The organism is Paracoccus binzhouensis (assembly GCF_016446475.1).
GTDB classification, from domain to species: Bacteria; Pseudomonadota; Alphaproteobacteria; order Rhodobacterales; family Rhodobacteraceae; genus Paracoccus; species Paracoccus binzhouensis.
Genome location: NZ_JAEHFP010000095.1, coordinates 1 through 16722, shown reverse-complemented (window position 1 = coordinate 16722; position 16722 = coordinate 1). Strand labels below are relative to the sequence as shown.

14 protein-coding genes and 1 pseudogene are annotated in these 16722 nt (G+C 69.9%); 14 read left to right on the top strand and 1 reads right to left on the bottom strand.

The window, feature by feature from the left end:
* The 9 genes from I9P22_RS18170 to murD form a co-directional block, all read left to right on the top strand.
* A partial coding sequence (locus I9P22_RS18170) for an Mrp/NBP35 family ATP-binding protein (RefSeq protein ID WP_199260903.1) occupies positions 1-852 on the top strand: 852 nt, incomplete at its 5' end.
* A gap of 627 nt (positions 853-1479) precedes the next feature.
* The gene (gene mraZ / locus I9P22_RS18165; protein ID WP_199260902.1) at positions 1480-1986 is read left to right on the top strand and encodes a division/cell wall cluster transcriptional repressor MraZ; all 507 of its coding nucleotides are present in this window, start codon (positions 1480-1482) and stop codon (positions 1984-1986) included.
* Positions 1987-2955 carry a 16S rRNA (cytosine(1402)-N(4))-methyltransferase RsmH gene (gene rsmH / locus I9P22_RS18160; protein WP_199260901.1) on the top strand — a complete coding sequence of 323 codons (969 nt, stop codon included), beginning with the start codon at positions 1987-1989 and terminating at the stop codon, positions 2953-2955.
* Positions 2955-3335: a cell division protein FtsL gene (gene ftsL, locus I9P22_RS18155; RefSeq protein ID WP_199260900.1), complete on the top strand. Its 381-nt coding sequence runs from the start codon at positions 2955-2957 to the stop codon at positions 3333-3335. Before rsmH ends, ftsL begins: the two co-directional genes overlap by 1 nt.
* Positions 3332-5137: a peptidoglycan D,D-transpeptidase FtsI family protein gene (locus I9P22_RS18150; RefSeq protein WP_199260899.1), complete on the top strand. Its 1806-nt coding sequence runs from the start codon at positions 3332-3334 to the stop codon at positions 5135-5137. The genes ftsL and I9P22_RS18150 overlap by 4 nt, the downstream gene beginning before the upstream one ends.
* A gap of 29 nt (positions 5138-5166) precedes the next feature.
* A complete protein-coding gene (locus tag I9P22_RS18145; RefSeq protein WP_199260904.1) occupies positions 5167-6636 on the top strand; it encodes a UDP-N-acetylmuramoyl-L-alanyl-D-glutamate--2,6-diaminopimelate ligase in 1470 nt (489 codons plus the stop codon).
* A complete protein-coding gene (locus tag I9P22_RS18140) occupies positions 6633-8018 on the top strand; it encodes a UDP-N-acetylmuramoyl-tripeptide--D-alanyl-D-alanine ligase (RefSeq protein ID WP_199260898.1) in 1386 nt (461 codons plus the stop codon). The genes I9P22_RS18145 and I9P22_RS18140 overlap by 4 nt, the downstream gene beginning before the upstream one ends.
* Complete coding sequence (gene mraY / locus I9P22_RS18135) at positions 8018-9100, top strand: phospho-N-acetylmuramoyl-pentapeptide-transferase (protein WP_199260897.1); 1083 nt, start codon at positions 8018-8020, stop codon at positions 9098-9100. The genes I9P22_RS18140 and mraY overlap by 1 nt, the downstream gene beginning before the upstream one ends.
* Positions 9101-9179: 79 nt before the next feature.
* Positions 9180-10580 carry a UDP-N-acetylmuramoyl-L-alanine--D-glutamate ligase gene (gene murD / locus I9P22_RS18130; protein WP_199260896.1) on the top strand — a complete coding sequence of 467 codons (1401 nt, stop codon included), beginning with the start codon at positions 9180-9182 and terminating at the stop codon, positions 10578-10580.
* Between the two features lie 199 nt (positions 10581-10779).
* On the opposite strand, the gene I9P22_RS18125 is transcribed toward murD, so the two are convergent.
* Positions 10780-11901, bottom strand: coding sequence for an OmpP1/FadL family transporter (locus tag I9P22_RS18125; RefSeq protein WP_199260895.1), 1122 nt, complete (start codon positions 11899-11901; stop codon positions 10780-10782).
* Positions 11902-12165: 264 nt separating this feature from the next.
* Here I9P22_RS18125 and I9P22_RS18120 point away from each other — a divergent pair, with 264 nt between their 5' ends.
* From I9P22_RS18120 to I9P22_RS18100, 5 genes and pseudogenes are all read left to right on the top strand, one after another.
* Entirely contained in the window at positions 12166-12462 is a 297-nt protein-coding gene (locus I9P22_RS18120; RefSeq protein WP_199260894.1) for a hypothetical protein, read from the top strand.
* A 98-nt stretch (positions 12463-12560) separates the two neighbouring features.
* Positions 12561-14009, top strand: coding sequence for an IMP dehydrogenase (gene guaB, locus I9P22_RS18115; RefSeq protein ID WP_199260893.1), 1449 nt, complete (start codon positions 12561-12563; stop codon positions 14007-14009).
* Between the two features lie 131 nt (positions 14010-14140).
* Positions 14141-14890 (top strand): lysozyme family protein, encoded by a 750-nt coding sequence (locus tag I9P22_RS18110; protein ID WP_233253462.1) that lies wholly within the window; start codon positions 14141-14143, stop codon positions 14888-14890.
* A gap of 67 nt (positions 14891-14957) precedes the next feature.
* Positions 14958-16109, top strand: a complete 1152-nt coding sequence (locus I9P22_RS18105; protein WP_199260891.1) for an RsmB/NOP family class I SAM-dependent RNA methyltransferase — start codon at positions 14958-14960, stop codon at positions 16107-16109.
* Between the two features lie 57 nt (positions 16110-16166).
* Positions 16167-16722, top strand: a pseudogene (locus tag I9P22_RS18100) (hybrid sensor histidine kinase/response regulator); the annotation flags it as partial.

Below are 16722 nucleotides of genomic sequence, written 5' to 3'. Positions count from 1 at the left end.
GGCGCCGCGCCCTCGCAGGTCGCGGCGCGTTCGGGCGGCGAGGCGCCGCCCAGCCTGAAGATCGGCCGCCACCCGACGCCCCAGGCCGGGCCGGCCCCGGTCAGCGGCGTGGCGCGGATCCTGGCCATCGGCTCGGGCAAGGGCGGGGTCGGCAAATCGACGCTGACCTCGAACCTGGCGGTGGCGCTGGCGCGCAAGGGCCGCCGGGTCGGACTGCTGGATGCCGACATATACGGTCCCTCGCAGCCGCGGATGCTGGGCCTGACCGGGCAGCGCCCGACCAGCGACGGCCAGATGATCGAGCCGCTGCATGCCCATGGCGTCACCGTCATGTCGCTGGGCCTGATGATGAAGGAAGGCGAGGCGGTGGTCTGGCGCGGCCCGATGCTGATGGGGGCGCTGCAGCAGATGCTGAACCAGGTGAAATGGGGCGAGCTGGACGTGCTGCTGGTCGACCTGCCGCCGGGCACCGGCGACGTGCAGCTGTCCTTGTGCCAGAAGGCGCAGGTCAGCGGGGCGCTGATCGTCTCGACCCCGCAGGACGTGGCGCTGCTGGATGCGCGGCGCGCCATCGACATGTTCGGCAAGCTCAAGACCCCGGTGCTGGGCCTGGTCGAGAACATGTCCACCTATATCTGCCCGAATTGCGGCCACGAGGCGCATCTGTTCGGCCATGGCGGCGTCGCGGCCGAGGCGCAAAAGCTGGGCCTGCCCTTCCTGGGCGAGATCCCGCTGAATCTCGATGTGCGGCTGGCCGGGGACGCGGGCACCCCGGTCGCGGCCGGCGACGGCCCGGAGGCCCAGGCCTTCGCCCGGCTGGCGGACCGGCTGATCGCCGGCGGCATGGCCTGATCCGCTTCCGGGAAAGCACGGGAACTGCAGCGGAACTGCGGTCGGGATTTCACGGGAATGCCGGGCGATTCCGAATCACCGCTGCGTGAATGCCTGTGAGCATGGGCAGAATTGCCTAGGAATACCGGCTTCCGGCCGGGTCGAGCGGCGGTCTTTGCGGCCGCCGCAGTCGATTCCGGGAATTCCTGGGATTTATTTGCCACAGCCGGAATGACACCATATCTTGTGGTGCTTCGGAACAAAACTCCGATACCTCGCATGAACCTGTGTTTGTTCGCCTGCTGTTCGCCGGCGAAGCCTTGCTTGCCCGAGGCTCTGACCCGAATAAATCCATTGCGTCCCGTAAATTCCCATGGCATCCCTGTCCTCACGGAACGGGCAGAAGGGGCGGCAAGACCCCACAAGGCGACAAGCAGCTTTCATACAGGCAACCCGCTTCCGAAATGGCCTCTGCGGCGCGCGAGCAGCACCTCCCCCAGGTGGCGCGAAACGCAGGGCGCGATCCCCGAAACTACGGGGCCCAGAGATGGGAACGAGGGCGGCGGATCGGGCGGTGGCAGCAGCCCGGTCCGCCTTTCCTTTTCGGCGGGGCCGGAAAGGTCGGGACAGTGAAAGGAGGGCGCGCCGTTGGCACGCCGTTTCAGAGGATCGGAAGAGGTCAAGGTGGACGCGAAGGGCCGCGTTTCCATCCCGGCCAGGTTCCGCCGGGTCTTTGAAGCCTCCGATCCCGACTGGCAGGCCGGCAAGCGCGCGCAGCTGGTCATCGTCTACGGCACCCGCGACTGGAACTGGCTGCAGCTCTTCACCATCGAAGCCATGGAAGAGATCGAGGATGGCATCGCCCGGATGCCGCGCGGCTCGGCCGCCCGCAACCTGCTGGAGAACATCTATCAGGGCCACGCCGACGAGGCCGAGATCGACGGCGACGGCCGCCTGGTCCTGCCGCAGAAGCTGCGCGAGAAGATCGGCCTGACCGACAGCGCCTTCTTCATCTCGGCCGGCGACAGCCTGAAGGTCTGGACCCCCGAAGCCTATGCCGAGGAAGAGCGTGCGCTGGAGGCCCGCGTGCCGGAGCTGGAGCCGGGGGCCGACCCGCTGTCGCTGCTGGCCCCGGTCTCGAAGGACGAGGGATAGATGGCCGAGGATCCGCATGTTCCCGTCCTGCTTGGCCCGCTGTTGCGGGCCGTTGCGCCTGTGAAGGGCACCTGGGTCGACGGCACCTTCGGCGCCGGCGGCTATGCGCGCGGCCTGCTGGACCAGGGCGCCGAGCGCGTGATCGGCATCGACCGCGACCCGGCCGTGTTCCGCATGGCCGAAGCCTGGGCCGGCGCATATGGCGACCGGCTGCGGCTGGTCCAGGGCACATTTTCGGACCTCGACACGCTGGCCGGCGGGCCGGTCGATGGCGTGGTGCTGGACCTGGGCGTCAGCTCGATGCAGCTCGACCAGCCCGAGCGCGGCTTTTCCTTCCTGCGCGACGGGCCGCTCGACATGCGCATGGGCGGCGAGGGGCCGACCGCCGCCGATCTGCTGAACACGGCGCCCGAGCAGGTCATCGCCGACGTGCTTTACCTTTACGGCGAGGAGCGCGCCTCGCGCCGCATCGCCCGCGCCATCGTGGCGGCGCGGCCGCTGAGCCGCACCGGGCAGCTCTCCGACATCGTCGCCGGCTGCCTGCCGCGCGCCAAGCCCGGGCAAAGCCATCCCTCGACCCGCAGCTTCCAGGCCATCCGCATCTGGGTGAACGACGAATTCGGCCAGCTGGTCGCCGGGCTTGCTGCGGCGGAGCGCGCGCTGCGGCCGGGCGGCAAGCTGGCCGTGGTCAGCTTCCATTCGCTCGAGGACCGCATCGTCAAGCGCTTCATGCAGGTGCGCTCGAACAGCGCCGGAGGCGGCAGCCGCTACGCGCCCGAGGCCGTGCGCGAAGAGCCGGCCTTCACGCTGCCCTTCCGCCGCGCCATCGGCCCGGACGAGCAGGAGCTGGCTGCGAATCCGCGCTCGCGCTCGGCGCTGCTGCGCGTCGGCATCCGCACCGGGGCGCCGGCCGGCCGGGTCGATCCGGCGGCTCTGGGCCTGCCGCGGCTGTCTGAAAGGAAGGCGTGATGCGATCCGTGCTTTACCTGCTGACCGCGCTTTCGGTGATGGGCCTGGCCTTCTGGGCCTATCGCGAGAATTACCGCACCCAGTCCGCGATCAGCGAGATGAGCGACATCCAGCGCCAGATCGGCCGGCTGCGCGAGGATCTGGGCGTCCTGCGCGCCGAATGGGCCTATCTGAACCGGCCCGAGCGGCTGCGCCAGCTGGTGAACCTGAATTTCGACAAGCTGAGGCTGGTGCCCTTCGGCTCGGATCAGTTCGTCGATGTGGGCCAAGTGGCCTTCCCGATCCCCCGGGCGCCCGAGGCCCCCACCGCCGCCGCGGGCATCCCGACCGAACGCCCCGCCGGCTATCCGCCGCGCCGACCACAGGAGAGCACGCCATGATCCGCACCCCGCTGCGCCCGCTGGCCCGCATCCTTCGCGCCCGCGAGACAGGCGAGAACCCCGACGCCATCGAGGCCGAGAACCGCGCCCAGAGACATGCCGCCATCCAGGAAAAGGCGCGCGGCAGTGCCCGCACGCGGCTGTTCTTCATGTCCTGCGCCTTCGCCGTCGCCTTCGGCACCGTCGGCGCCAAGATGGGCGTCCTGGCCTCGAGCCAGCCCAGCGAGCCGCGCGTGCAGACCACCGGAGCGCAGATCATCTCGCAGCGCGCCGACATCACCGACCGGCAGGGCCGGGTGCTGGCCACCAACCTGCTGACCCATTCGCTTTACGCGCATCCCCAGCAGATGGTCGAGCCGGAACGCGCCGCGCATGAGCTGAAGAAGATCTTCCCCGATCTGGACCTCGAGCGGATGCTGAAGGATTTCACCGGCAAGCGCACCTTCGTCTGGATCAAGAAGAAGATCAGCCCCGAGCAGATGCAGGCCGTCCACGACATCGGCGAGCCGGGGCTGCTGTTCGGCCCGCGCGAGATGCGGCTTTATCCGAACGGCCGCATTGCCAGCCATATCCTGGGCGGCGCCACCTTCGGCAAGGAGGACGTGGCCAGCGCCGAGGTCGTCGGCGTGGCCGGGGTCGAGAAGGCCTTCGACCATTGGCTGCGCGATCCCGCCAATGACGGCGCGCCGCTGGTGCTGTCGCTGAACCTGACCGTGCAGGCCGCGATGGAGGAGGTGCTGTCGAACGGCATGAAGGTCATGAACGCCAAGGGCGCCACCGGGATCCTGATGGAGGTCAAGACCGGCGAGATCGTCGCCATGGCCAGCCTGCCGGATTTCGACCCCAACGACCGGCCGCGACCGCTGCTCAAGGGCGATCCCTCGGACAGCCCGCTGTTCAACCGCGCGGTGCAGGGGCAGTACGAGCTTGGCTCGACCTTCAAGATCTTCCCGGTGGCGCAGGCCATCGACCTCAAGCTGGTCAGCCCGACCACGATGATCAACGCCAAGGCGCCGATGAAGATCGGCAAATACCTGATCAACGAATTCCGCGGCCACAATTACGGCACGCTCTCGGTCACCGACATCATCGTGAAATCCTCGAACGTCGGCACGGTCCGCGTCGCGCAGCTGCTGGGCGCCGAGCGGCAGAAGGCGTTCCTGGAGAAGCTGGGCTTCTTCGAGCCGACCCCGGTCGAGATGAGCGAGGCGCCGACCGGCAAGCCGCTGGTGCCCAAGCGCTGGCCGGCGGTGACTTCGGCCACCGTGGCCTTCGGCCATGGCCTGGCCGCCAGCCCCCTGCACCTGGCCACCGCCTATGCGACGGTGGCGAATGGCGGCCGGCGGGTCGAGCCGACGCTGATCCACGGCCGCAACCGGCGCCCGGGCGAACAGATTCTGTCCCCCGAGGCGGCGCACATCGCCGTGCAGATGCTGCGCCAGGTGGTGGTCCGCGGCAGCGGCCGCAGCGCCAATGTCGAGGGCTACGAGGTGGCGGGCAAGACCGGCACCGCCGACAAGCCGCGCCCGACCGGCGGCTATTACGGCAACAAGGTGGTCTCGACCTTCGCCTCGGTCTTCCCGGCCAGCGATCCGCAATATGTGCTGGTGCTGTCCCTGGACGAGCCCTCGGCCGTCGGCGCGGGTGGCGAAAGCCGCACGGCCGGCGCCACCTCGGCCCCGGTCGCGGCCGAAGTGATCCGCCGCGTCGCGCCGCTGCTGGGCCTGCGCCCGGCCACCGAATCGCAATTGCCGATGGTTGAACGGCCTTTGCCCGATGGGCTAAAGCTCGTCTCGAACTGATGAGCGGAGGTTCCGTGACCGAACGGGTGATGCGGCTGTCCCTTCTGGGGCTTCGGGGGGACAAGGGGCGCGACCCCGAGGTGACGGGCCTGTCCGTCGATTCGCGCCAGGTCAGGCCCGGGCAGCTGTTCGCGGCCCTGCCAGGCTCGGACAGGCATGGGGCCGAGTTCATCCCCTATGCGCTGCGCCAGGGCGCCGGCGCCGTCCTGACCGACCGCAAGGGTGTCGAGATCGCTGCCGACGCGCTGGCCGGCTCGGATGCGGCGCTGGTGGTGGCCGAGGATCCGCGCGCGGCGCTGGCCGGGGCCGCGGCGCTGTGGTTCGCCGCCCAGCCGGAAACCATGGTCGCCGTCACCGGCACCTCGGGCAAGACCTCGGTCGCCACCTTCACCCGGCAGATCTGGCAGGCGCTGGGCCACAAGGCGATCAGCCTCGGCACCATGGGCGTGCAGGGCGATTATCAGGCCAAGCTGGCCCATACCACGCCCGAGCCGATCACCCTGCATCGCGTGCTGGCCGAGGCGGCCGCGGCCGGCGTCACCCATGCGGCGATGGAGGCCAGCTCGCACGGGCTCGACCAGCGGCGCCTGGACGGGGTGCGGCTGAAGGCCGGCGCCTTCACCAATTTCAGCCAGGACCACCTGGATTATCACAAGGACTTCGACGCCTATTTCGCCGCCAAGGCGCTGCTTTTCGACCATATCCTGGACGAGGGTGCCGGGGCGGTGGTCAATATCGACGACCCGCGCGGCCGGCAGATGGCGCAGATCGCGCAGGATCGCGGTCTCGAGCCGACCACCGTCGGCAAGGACGAGCGCGCCGACCTGCGCATCCTCGGCCAGCGCTACGACGCGACCGGGCAGGACCTGCGCTTCAGCTATCGCGGCCAGGCGCATCTGGTGCGGCTGGCGCTGATCGGCGGCTTCCAGGCGGAAAACGTGCTGGCCGCCGCCGGGCTCGCCATCGCCGCCGGCGACGAGCCCGCCCGGGTGATCGAGACGCTGCCCGGCCTGACCACGGTGCGCGGCCGCATGGAACTGGCCGCGGTGCGCGAGAACGGCGCGGCGGTCTTCGTCGATTACAGCCACAAGCCGGGCGCGCTGGCCTCGGCCCTGCAAAGCTTGCGCCCACATGTCATGGGCCGCATCGTCGTGGTCTTCGGCGCCGGCGGCGACCGCGACCGGCTCAAGCGCCCGCTGATGGGCGAGGCGGCGCGGCAATTCGCCGATGTGGTCTATGTGACCGACGACAACCCCCGCTCGGAAGACCCGGCCGCGATCCGCGCCGAGGTGCTGGCCGGCGCCGGCCCGGAGGCCATCGAGGTCGGCGACCGCGCCGAGGCGATCCTGCGCGGCGTCGATGCGCTGCAGCCGGGCGATGCGCTGCTGATTGCCGGCAAGGGCCACGAGACCGGGCAGATCATCGGCCATGACGTTTACCCCTTCGACGATGCCGAGCAGGCCTCGGTGGCCGTCGCGGCGCTGGATGGCAAGATATGACGCTGTGGACCTCGCAGGAGGCCGCCGCTGCGACCGGTGGCCGCGCCACTCGTGACTTCGCGGTCGGGGGCGTCTCCATCGACACCCGCACCATCCGGCCGGGCGATCTGTTCGTGGCGCTGCAAGCGGCCCGCGACGGCCACGATTTCGTTGCCCAGGCGCTGGAAAAGGGCGCTGCCGCCGCGCTGGTCAGCCGCATCCCCGAGGGCGTGGCCGCCGATGCGCCGCTGCTGGTGGTCCCCGAGGTGCTGGCGGCGCTGGAGGCCTTGGGCCGCGCCGGCCGCGCCCGCATGCGCGGCAAGGTGGTGGCCATCACCGGTTCGGTCGGCAAGACCTCGAGCAAGGAAATGGCGCGGATCGCGCTGGCCGGGCAGGGGAGGATCCATGCCGCCGAGGCCAGCTACAACAACCACTGGGGCGTGCCGCTGACCCTGGCGCGGATGCCCGAGGACACCGACTTCGCCATCGTCGAGATCGGCATGAACCACCCGGGCGAGATCGAGCCGCTGGCGCGCCTTACCCACCCGCAGGTCGCAATGATCACCACGGTCGCCGCGGCGCATCTGGAAGCCTTCGGCGCCATCGAGGGCATCGCCCGCGAGAAGGGCGCGATCTTCCGCGGCCTGACCCAGCCCGGCACCGCCATCATCCCCGAGGACCTGCCCGTCACCCAGCTGCTGCGCGACTGCGCGGACGAGGCCGGTGCCATCGTCATCGGCTTCGGCCAGCATGGCATGGCGAAGCCGCTGAAGGCCGAGACCGCGGACGGCGCGACCCGGGTCCGTGCCCGCATCCTGGGCGAGGTGGTGGATTTCACCCTCGCCAGCGCCGGCACGCATTTCGTGATGAACGCGGTCGGCGTGCTGGCGGCGCTTTCCGCCGCCGGGGCCGATGTGAAGGCGGCCGCGAGGAACCTGTCCGACTGGCGCCCGCCGCTGGGCCGCGGCGCGGTCGAGGAGCTGGGCGGCATCCGGCTGATCGACGACGCCTACAACTCCAACCCGACCTCGCTTTCGGCGGGCCTCGCCACGCTGGCGCGGCTGACCGGCGGCCGCCGCGTGGCGATCCTGGGCGACATGCTGGAACTCGGCCCCGAGGAGATCGCGCTTCATGCCGGCATGGCCGAGGACCCGGCCATGGCCGCCGTGGACCTGGTCCATACCGCCGGCCCGCGCATGCGCGCCCTGCACGAGGCGCTGCCTCAGGCCCGCCGCGGCATCCATGCCGAGACCGCCACCGAACTGGCCGAGCGCGCGCAGGAGCTGGTCGCGCCCGGCGATATCGTGCTCGTGAAGGGCTCGAAGTCCTCGAAGGTCTCGACGGTGGTTGACGCGCTCAGGCGGACGCGCCAAAGCACGCCCCCTGGCGAAAGGACAGCGTAATGCTCTATTGGCTCACGAACCTCTCCGACGGCGGGGATTTCTTCAACCTTTTCCGCTATATCACCTTCCGGGCCGGCGGCGCCTTCTTCACCGCGCTGGTTTTCGGCTTCTTCTTCGGTCGGCCGCTGATCGACCTTCTGCGCCGCAAGCAGAAGAAAGGTCAGCCGATCCGCGACGACGGGCCGCAGAACCATTTCTCCAAGGCCGGCACGCCCACCATGGGCGGGCTCCTGATCCTTGCGGCGCTGGCGGTGGGCACGCTGCTTTGGGCGCGGCTCGACAACGGCTATGTCTGGGTCGTGCTGCTGGTGACGCTGGGCTTCGCCGCCATCGGCTTCGCCGACGATTATGCCAAGGTCACCAAGCAGCACCATGCCGGGCTGTCGGGCAAGCTGCGGCTGCTGCTGGGCCTCGCTATCGCCGCCGGGGCCGGGGCCGCCGCCGCCTGGCTGCACCCTGCGGCGCTCAGCGGCGAACTGGCGCTGCCCTTCCTCAAGGATACGCTGATCAACCTGGGCCTGCTCTACGTCCCCTTCGCGGTGCTGGTGATCCTGGGGGCGGCCAATGCGGTGAACCTGACCGACGGGCTGGACGGGCTCGCCATCATGCCGGTGATGATCGCCGCCGGCAGCTTCGCGGTGATCGCCTACATGGTCGGCAACGCCAATTTCGCCAATTACCTCGGCGTGCATTTCGTCCCCGGCACCGGAGAGCTGGCGGTATTCGTCGCCGCCCTGATCGGCGGCGGGCTGGGTTTCCTGTGGTATAACGCCCCGCCCGCCGCGGTCTTCATGGGCGATACCGGCAGCCTGGCGCTCGGCGGCGCGCTCGGCGCCATCGCCGTGGTCACCAAGCACGAGATCGTGCTGGCCATCGTCGGCGGTCTCTTCGTGGTCGAGGCGCTGTCGGTCATCATCCAGGTGCTCTACTTCAAGCGCACCGGCAAGCGAGTGTTCCTGATGGCCCCGATCCACCACCATTTCGAGAAGAAGGGCTGGGGCGAGGCGCAGATCGTGATCCGTTTTTGGATCATCGCGCTGATCCTGGCGCTGATCGGCCTTGCCACGCTGAAGCTGCGCTGATCCTTCTTTGTTCCAGAAATACCCTCGGGGGGTCCGGGGGGCGAAGCGCCCCCGGCCTTCCTCCAGCGAAGGCAGAACCATGATCCCCGTCCAAGGCGTCCAGAACCAGACCATCGCCGTGCTCGGCCTCGGCCGTTCGGGCCGCGCCACCGCCACCGCGCTTGCCGCCGGTGGCGCCCATGTCGTCGCCTGGGACGACAGCGCCGACACCCGCGAACAGGCCGCCGCCGACGGCATGAGAGTGCTCGACCTGACGCACGAGGCGAATTGGGACGGCGTCAGTGCGCTGATCACCAGCCCCGGCATCCCGCATCTCTATCCCAAGCCGCACCCGGTCATCGCCAAGGCCTACGAACTCGGCGTGCCCGTCGACAACGACATCGGCCTGTTCTTCCGCAGCTTCGCCACAAGCGACTGGGAAGGCTACGATATCACGCCGCGCGTCATCGCCGTCACCGGCTCGAACGGCAAATCCACCACCACGGCGCTGATCCACCACATCCTGCGCGAGGCCGGCCGCCCGACCCAGATCGGCGGCAATATCGGCACCGGGGTGCTGTCGCTCGACCCCGCCCATGACGGCGAGGTGGTGGTGCTGGAGCTCTCCAGCTACCAGACCGACCTGGCCCGGGCGCTGACCCCCGACATCGCGGTCTTCACCAATCTCTCGCCCGATCACCTGGACCGCCACGGCGGCCCGGGCGGCTATTTCGCCGCCAAGCGCCGGCTTTTCGCCGAGGGCGGCCCCGACCGCGCCGTCATCGGCGTCGACGAGATCGAGGGCCGCTATCTGGCCGACCAGCTCGCCATGGCGCCCTCGGACGACCGGGTGATCCGCATTTCCTCGGGGCAAAAGCTGGAACGCTTCGGCTGGTCGGTCTTCGCCCGCAAGGGCTTCCTTTCGGAGTTTCGCAAGGGTCGCCAGGTCGCCTCGATCGACCTGCGCCAGGTCAGGGGGCTGCCGGGCGAGCACAACCACCAGAACGCCTGCGCCGCCTATGCCGCCGCCCGCGCCCTGGGCCTTGCCCCGCGCGAGATCGAGCGCGCCTTCCACAGCTTCGAGGGCCTGCCGCATCGCAGCCAGACCGTGGCCGAGATCGGCGGCGTGGCCTGGGTCAACGACAGCAAGGCCACCAATGTCGATGCCGCGGCCAAGGCGCTGACGGCTTTCAGGAACATCCGCTGGATCGCCGGCGGCCTGGGGAAAGAGGGCGGCATCGCCGCCCTGCAGCCGCATCTGGCCAATGTCACCAAGGCCTATCTGATCGGCCATTCCGCCCGCGACTTCGCGCTCGAGATCGGCCAGACCCCCTACGAGATCGCCGAGACCATGGAGCAGGCCGTCGCCCGTGCCGCCGCCGAGGCCCGGCCGGGCGAGACGGTGCTGCTCGCCCCCGCCGCCGCCAGCTTCGACCAGTATCCGAATTTCGAGAAACGCGGCGAGCATTTCATCGCCCTGGTCAAGGCGCTGCAGGGCTGAACCTCACCGTTTCCAGATACTCACGCCCCGGACCGCCAGCCGGCGCATGCAGGGCATGGCGATAACCTCATCATGCCGATCGGCGCACGGCACCTGACTTCTTCCTTCCCCAAATATTCATGGAACCGCGCCGCCAGGCACCGGGCGCGCATGAAAAAGGCCCCGGCGAGAACCGGGGCCCTGATCCTTGTGGCATGGATCAGAAGGAATAGCCGATGCGCACCCCGATGCCCCAGGCCTCGCTGTCGTCCATCTTGGCGACTTCGCGCTTGGCGCCGCTCGGGCCGACGCCCAGGGTGGCATCGCCCAGCTTGGTATAATTGATGCCGGTGGTGATCTTGATATTGTCCATGGTGTAGATCGCCGCCAGCGTCACCGCCTTGCGGCCGTTCACCGGCGCCAGAGGCGAGACCGTGTCGCCCTCGCTCGGCTCATAGAGGAACGAGACCGAGCCCGACCAGTTGTCGGTGAACTTGCGGCCGACGCCGATGGTGTAGGTGGTGGTGTCCTCGAGTTCGACCAGCGGGATCTCTCCTACGGGCGAAGCGATCGGGAACAGGAAGTTGTCCACCTCGAACTCGGACCATTTCACCCAGCGGATTGAGCCGAACAGCAAGGTGTCCTTGGCAATGCCGGTCTGGCCCTCCAACGTCCAGCTGCGCGGGGTCTTGACGGTATACTGGTCCTCGAAGGCGATGGGCAGCGGCCCGCCGCTTTCGGTCATGTCGAAATCATGCTCGATGGGCGAGTTGTAGGTCAGCGAGACCCGCGCCGCGATCTCGGGCATCTCGTAGGCGACGCCGGCCACCCAGCCCACGCCCCAGGCCCCGTCGATGTCGAGATTGTAGCCCGAGGTGGTCGCATAGCCGGCGCCCTGCAGCCGGACGCCGCCATCGGCATGCGAGCCGCGGATACCGCCATGCACCGAGAAGTTGTTGTCGAACTTGTAGCGCAGCAGCGCGGTATAGGTGGTCGAGTTCACCTCGACCCGCGTGCCGCCCAGCACCGGCGAATTCGCTGCCGGATAAAGGACATCCGCGCCGAAGGGCTGCTCGACGATGATTGCGCCGGACAGGTTGTCGGTGAACTGGTGCTTGTAGGCGAGGCCGAAGAAGCCATAGCCCTGTGCCACGTCGCCGGTCTCGAAGCCCGCGACATCGGTGCCGCGCACGCTGGGATTGACGCCACCGAAGCTCAGCTCGGCATAATTCCCGTTCTCGAACAGCGGCGCCAGCGATTGCGGCGCGCGTTCGATCCCGCCGGCCAGCACGGGCGCGGCCGTGGCCAGCAGGGCGCCAATGCCGGTGATGATCCTTTTCATGAATTTCCTCCCCTTGTCAGGCCCTTGACGAACCGCTCGGTTCAGCCTGCGGCACGTCGCCCCGCTGCGTCAATCGGCGGGGTGGCATGACGCGGCGTCTTGCCGCAACCGACCGCTCTGGCGTGGCCCGGCGGCAACGCTATGTGATGCGGGGCAGGAGGCCGGCATGCCGTTCACCCCGCCCCGCCAGAAGTTGCCCCGCCGCCCGCTGCTCCGGCCGAAGCTGCTCCGGCCGATCCTGCCCGGGCTCCGGTGCCGGGTGCCATGCTGGGCAATGTCGCCGCCGCGCTGGGCTGGCAGCGGGCGGCGCTGGGCTTCGCCATCGCCTCGGCGGCGGTGCTCGGGCTTGCCGTGCTGCGCGGCCACTGGCTGACCGCGGCCGGCTTCTCGCCGCTCTGGGGTGCCTTCACCTTTCCGCTGGCGGCGACGGCGGGGCTGTGGGGCGCGGCTTCGCGCCGGGCTGACCGCTGCCGGCGCGGTCCTGCTGGTCGCGGCCAGCCTTGTGGTGCTGCCTGCCGGTCCTGCTGCGGGTCTGGCGGGCCTGGGCCAAGGGCGGGCTGACCGCGAAAACCAACGCGGCCGTCGCCTGACAGGCTGGACATTCCCGGCGGCGCGTGAAATGGGAAACTGCCAAACGAACCCCTGACAAGGATGCTCCCATGCAGATTCGTGAGGCTCTGACCTTCGACGATGTTCTCCTCGTTCCTGCGGCGTCCTCGGTGATGCCCTCGACCGCTGACGTGACGACCTATGTCACCAGGCAGATCCGGATGAACATTCCGCTGCTGTCCAGCGCCATGGATACCGTCACCGAAAGCCGCATGGCCATCGCCATGGCCCAGGCCGGCGGCATCGGCGTGATCCATCGCAACCTGACCGCCGAGCAGCAGGCCGACGAGGTCCGCCGCGTGAAGCGCTTCGAATCGGGCATCGTCTACGACCCGATCACCCTGACCCCCGACCAGACCATCGCCGACGCCAAGGCCCTGCAGGAGCGCTACAACGTCACCGGCTTCCCGGTGGTGGACGCCGCCGGCCGGGTCGTCGGCATCATCACCAACCGCGACATGCGCTTTGCCAACAGCGACGACATGCCGGTCCGCGCGGTGATGACGGCCGAGAACCTGGCCATCCTGCGCGAGCCCGCCGACCGGGCCGAGGCCATCGACCTGATGAAGGCCCGCCGCATCGAGAAGCTGCTGGTCACCAATGCCGAGGGCCGGCTGACCGGCCTGCTGACGCTGAAGGATACCGAGAAATCGGTGCTGAACCCGCTGGCCTGCAAGGACGAACTGGGCCGGCTGCGCGTCGCCGCCGCCTCGACCGTCGGCGACGAGGGCTATGAGCGCAGCCTGGCCCTGGTCGAGGCGGGCGTGGACCTGGTGGTGATCGACACCGCGCACGGCCATTCCGAGGGCGTGGCCCGTGCCGTTTCCCGCATCAAGGCACATTCGAACCAGGTGCAGGTGGTGGCCGGCAACGTGGCCACCGCCGAGGCGGCCCGCGCGCTGGTCGATGCCGGCGCCGATGCGATCAAGGTCGGCATCGGCCCGGGCTCGATCTGCACCACCCGCATCGTCGCGGGCGTGGGCGTGCCGCAGCTGACCGCGATCATGGACGCGGTGCGCGGCGCCGGCGAGGTGCCGGTCATCGCCGATGGCGGCATCAAGTTTTCGGGCGATTTCGCCAAGGCCATCGCGGCGGGGGCCTCCTGTGCCATGGTGGGGTCCGCCATCGCCGGCACCGACGAATCGCCGGGCGAGGTGATCCTGTATCAGGGCCGCAGCTTCAAATCCTATCGCGGCATGGGCAGCCTCGGCGCCATGGCCCGCGGCTCGGCCGACCGCTATTTCCAGAAGGATGCGGCCAGCGACAAGCTGGTTCCGGAAGGGATCGAGGGCCAGGTGCCCTACAAGGGCTCGGCCGCGGCGGTGATCCACCAGCTGGTCGGCGGCCTGCGCGCCGCCATGGGCTATACCGGCAATGCCACCGTGGCCGAGATGCGCGGCGGCTGCCAGTTCGTGCGCATCACCGGCGCGGGCCTGAAGGAAAGCCATGTGCATGACGTGCAGATCACCCGCGAAAGCCCGAATTATCGGATGGGCTGAGCCGTTTACCGAATCTTGACCGGATCGGCCTTAAGGTCGCGAGGGAACCACCTTCGCGGCCTTTCATGCTTCTTCGGGCTATTCCTGTTCTTCTGGCGCTTTGCGCGCTGGCTTTCGGTCCCGGCCGGGCTTTGGCCCTGCCATCGGCCGATATCTGCGAATGGGCGGCGCAGCAGGCGGCGCAAGAATACGGCGTGCCGATGGACATCATGGGCGCCCTGACCCTGACCGAGACCGGGCGGCGGCTGGACGGCCTCGTCCGCCCCTGGGCCTGGAGCGCCAATGCCGAGGGCGAGGGGACGTGGTTCGACGACCCCGCCAGCGCCGTCGCCTTTGCCGAGGATCGCGTGGCGCAGGGCCGCCTGAATATCGACATCGGCTGCTTCCAGCTGAACTATCGCTGGCATGGCGGGAATTTTTCCTCGGTCGCGCAGATGTTCGACCCGCTGGAGAATGCCCGCTACGCCGCACGCTTCGTGCGCGATCTGCATGCCGAGACCGGGGACTGGCGCCGCGCGGCCGGCGCCTTTCACTCGCGCACGCAGGTTCATGCGCAGAAATACCTGGCGCGTTTCGACACGCTGCGCCGGATGCTGCGCGCGCGCGGCTTCCAGGGCCTGACCGACGGGCCCGAGACCTATAACAGCTTCGCCTCCATCGCCTCGGGCCAGCGCCAGCGGGTGCGGGAGCGGGTGATGCTGCTGGGCGCGCCGCTGGGCACCGGCGTCACCGGCACGCCCGGCTCGCTGGCCGCCATCGGCCGGGGGCAGGGCGCGGCGATCGCGGGGACGCGGGGGCCGCTGCTGCTGGCCTCGCGCGGGCCGTTGCTGGCCGTCCCGGAAAGCGGGGCCGGACCGCCGGTGCCCGATGCCCGGGATTGACATTCGCGGCCATGCGGATTTTCTGCACCGCGTCTCAGCAACCTTCCGCGCCGGGGGCGCAGGCATCATGACCCCAGCCGCCCGCGCCGATGCGGCCATCGCCATCCTCGACCGGATCCTCGCCGGCCAGCCCGCCGAAGCCGCGCTGCTGCGCTGGTCGCGCGCCAGCCGCTTTGCCGGCTCCGGCGATCGGGCGGCGGTGCGCGACCTGGTCTTCGACAGCCTGCGCCGGCTGCGCTCGCGCGCGGCGCTGGGTGGCGCGCGTTCCGGCCGCGGGCTGATGCTGGGCCTGTGCCGCGAGGAAGGGACCGACCCCGACACGATCTTCACCGGCGACCGCCACGCCCCGCCGCCACTTTCGGAAACCGAGCGCGCAGGCGGCCAGCCGCCGGATGCCGAGGCGGCGCTGGACCTGCCCGGCTGGATCCTGCCGGCATGGCGCGCGGCGCTGGGGCGGGATGCCGAAGCAGTGGCGCTGGCGATGCGGGATCGCGCGCCGGTCTGGCTGCGCGTCAACCTGCATCGCGCCGAACCCGCGGCGGCCGCGGCCGCGCTGGCCGAGGAGGACATTGCGGCCGAGTCTCATGCCGAACTGCCCTCGGCCCTGCGCGTCACCCGGGGCGCCCGGCGGCTGTCGGGATCGCGGGCCTGGCGCGAGGGCCTGGTCGAGCTTCAGGACCTGTCGCCGCAGATGGCCTGTGCGCAGCTGCCGGCGCACGGCAGCCTGCTGGATTTCTGCGCCGGCGGCGGTGGCAAGGCGCTGGCGCTGGCGGCGCGCGGGGCGGGGCCGGTGACGGCGCATGACATCGACGCCGGGCGCATGACCGACCTGCCGGCCCGGGCTGGCCGGGCGGGTCTGCGCATCCGCATCGCCGCGCCGGGCAAGGTCACGGGCCGGTTCGATACCGTGGTCGCCGATGTGCCCTGCTCGGGCAGCGGCACCTGGCGGCGCACCCCCGACGCGAAATGGCGCCTGACGCCCGGCGACCTGCAGCGCCTGCTGGGCCTGCAGGCCGGCATTCTCGACCAGGCCGCCGGCTTCGTCGCCCCGGGCGGGCATCTGGCCTACATGACCTGCTCGCTTCTGACCGCCGAGAACGAGGATCAGCTGGCTGCCTTCCTGGCCCACAACCCGCAGTTCGAGGAGATCCTGCAGCGCCGCTATTCGCCGCTGACGGCCTCGGACGGCTTTTATCTCGCGCTGATGCGCCGCCGTTAACCCCTGGTTAACCCCCATGCGTTATGGCCGAAGGAAACGGTTGCTGACGAGGGCTTGATGGTTTCCGAACGGGCAGAGATCCTGCGCTCCGCGCAAATCCTGGTGCCTTTCCTGGCGCTGCCGGCGGTGATTGGCGCGCTCTGGCTGGCGATCCGCCCGGCGGATGCCGAAGGTGGCAGGGCGCTTCTGGGCTTCGGCGCGGCGGCGGCGGCCTGGTATCTGCTCGGCGGCGCCATCTCGGCCAGGCATCTGTGGCGGGGGCTGACCGTCCGCCGCGACCTGGCCCGCGCCATGCCCGCGGTGCTGGGCCATGAGCTGCCCGCCTTCGCCGTCGATCCCGACGGGCTGGTGCTGGCCCAGAACCAGGCGGCGCTGGACCGGCTGGGCGATCTGGTCGGCCGGCATGTGCAGGACCGGCTGGCCCGCCGCCATGCCGATCCGCAGGCGAAATGGCGCGAGTTGGGCATCGGCCTGGCCCGGAACGGCCGCCTGCACGCCGATCTGGGCGATCTGGGCGATTATGCCGTGACCCGGGCGGCCGGGGCGGCGGTGCAGCTCTGGCAGGCGGCCGCGGCCGAGCGCCCGGCGCCGCCGCAGGCCGCGCCCCGGACCG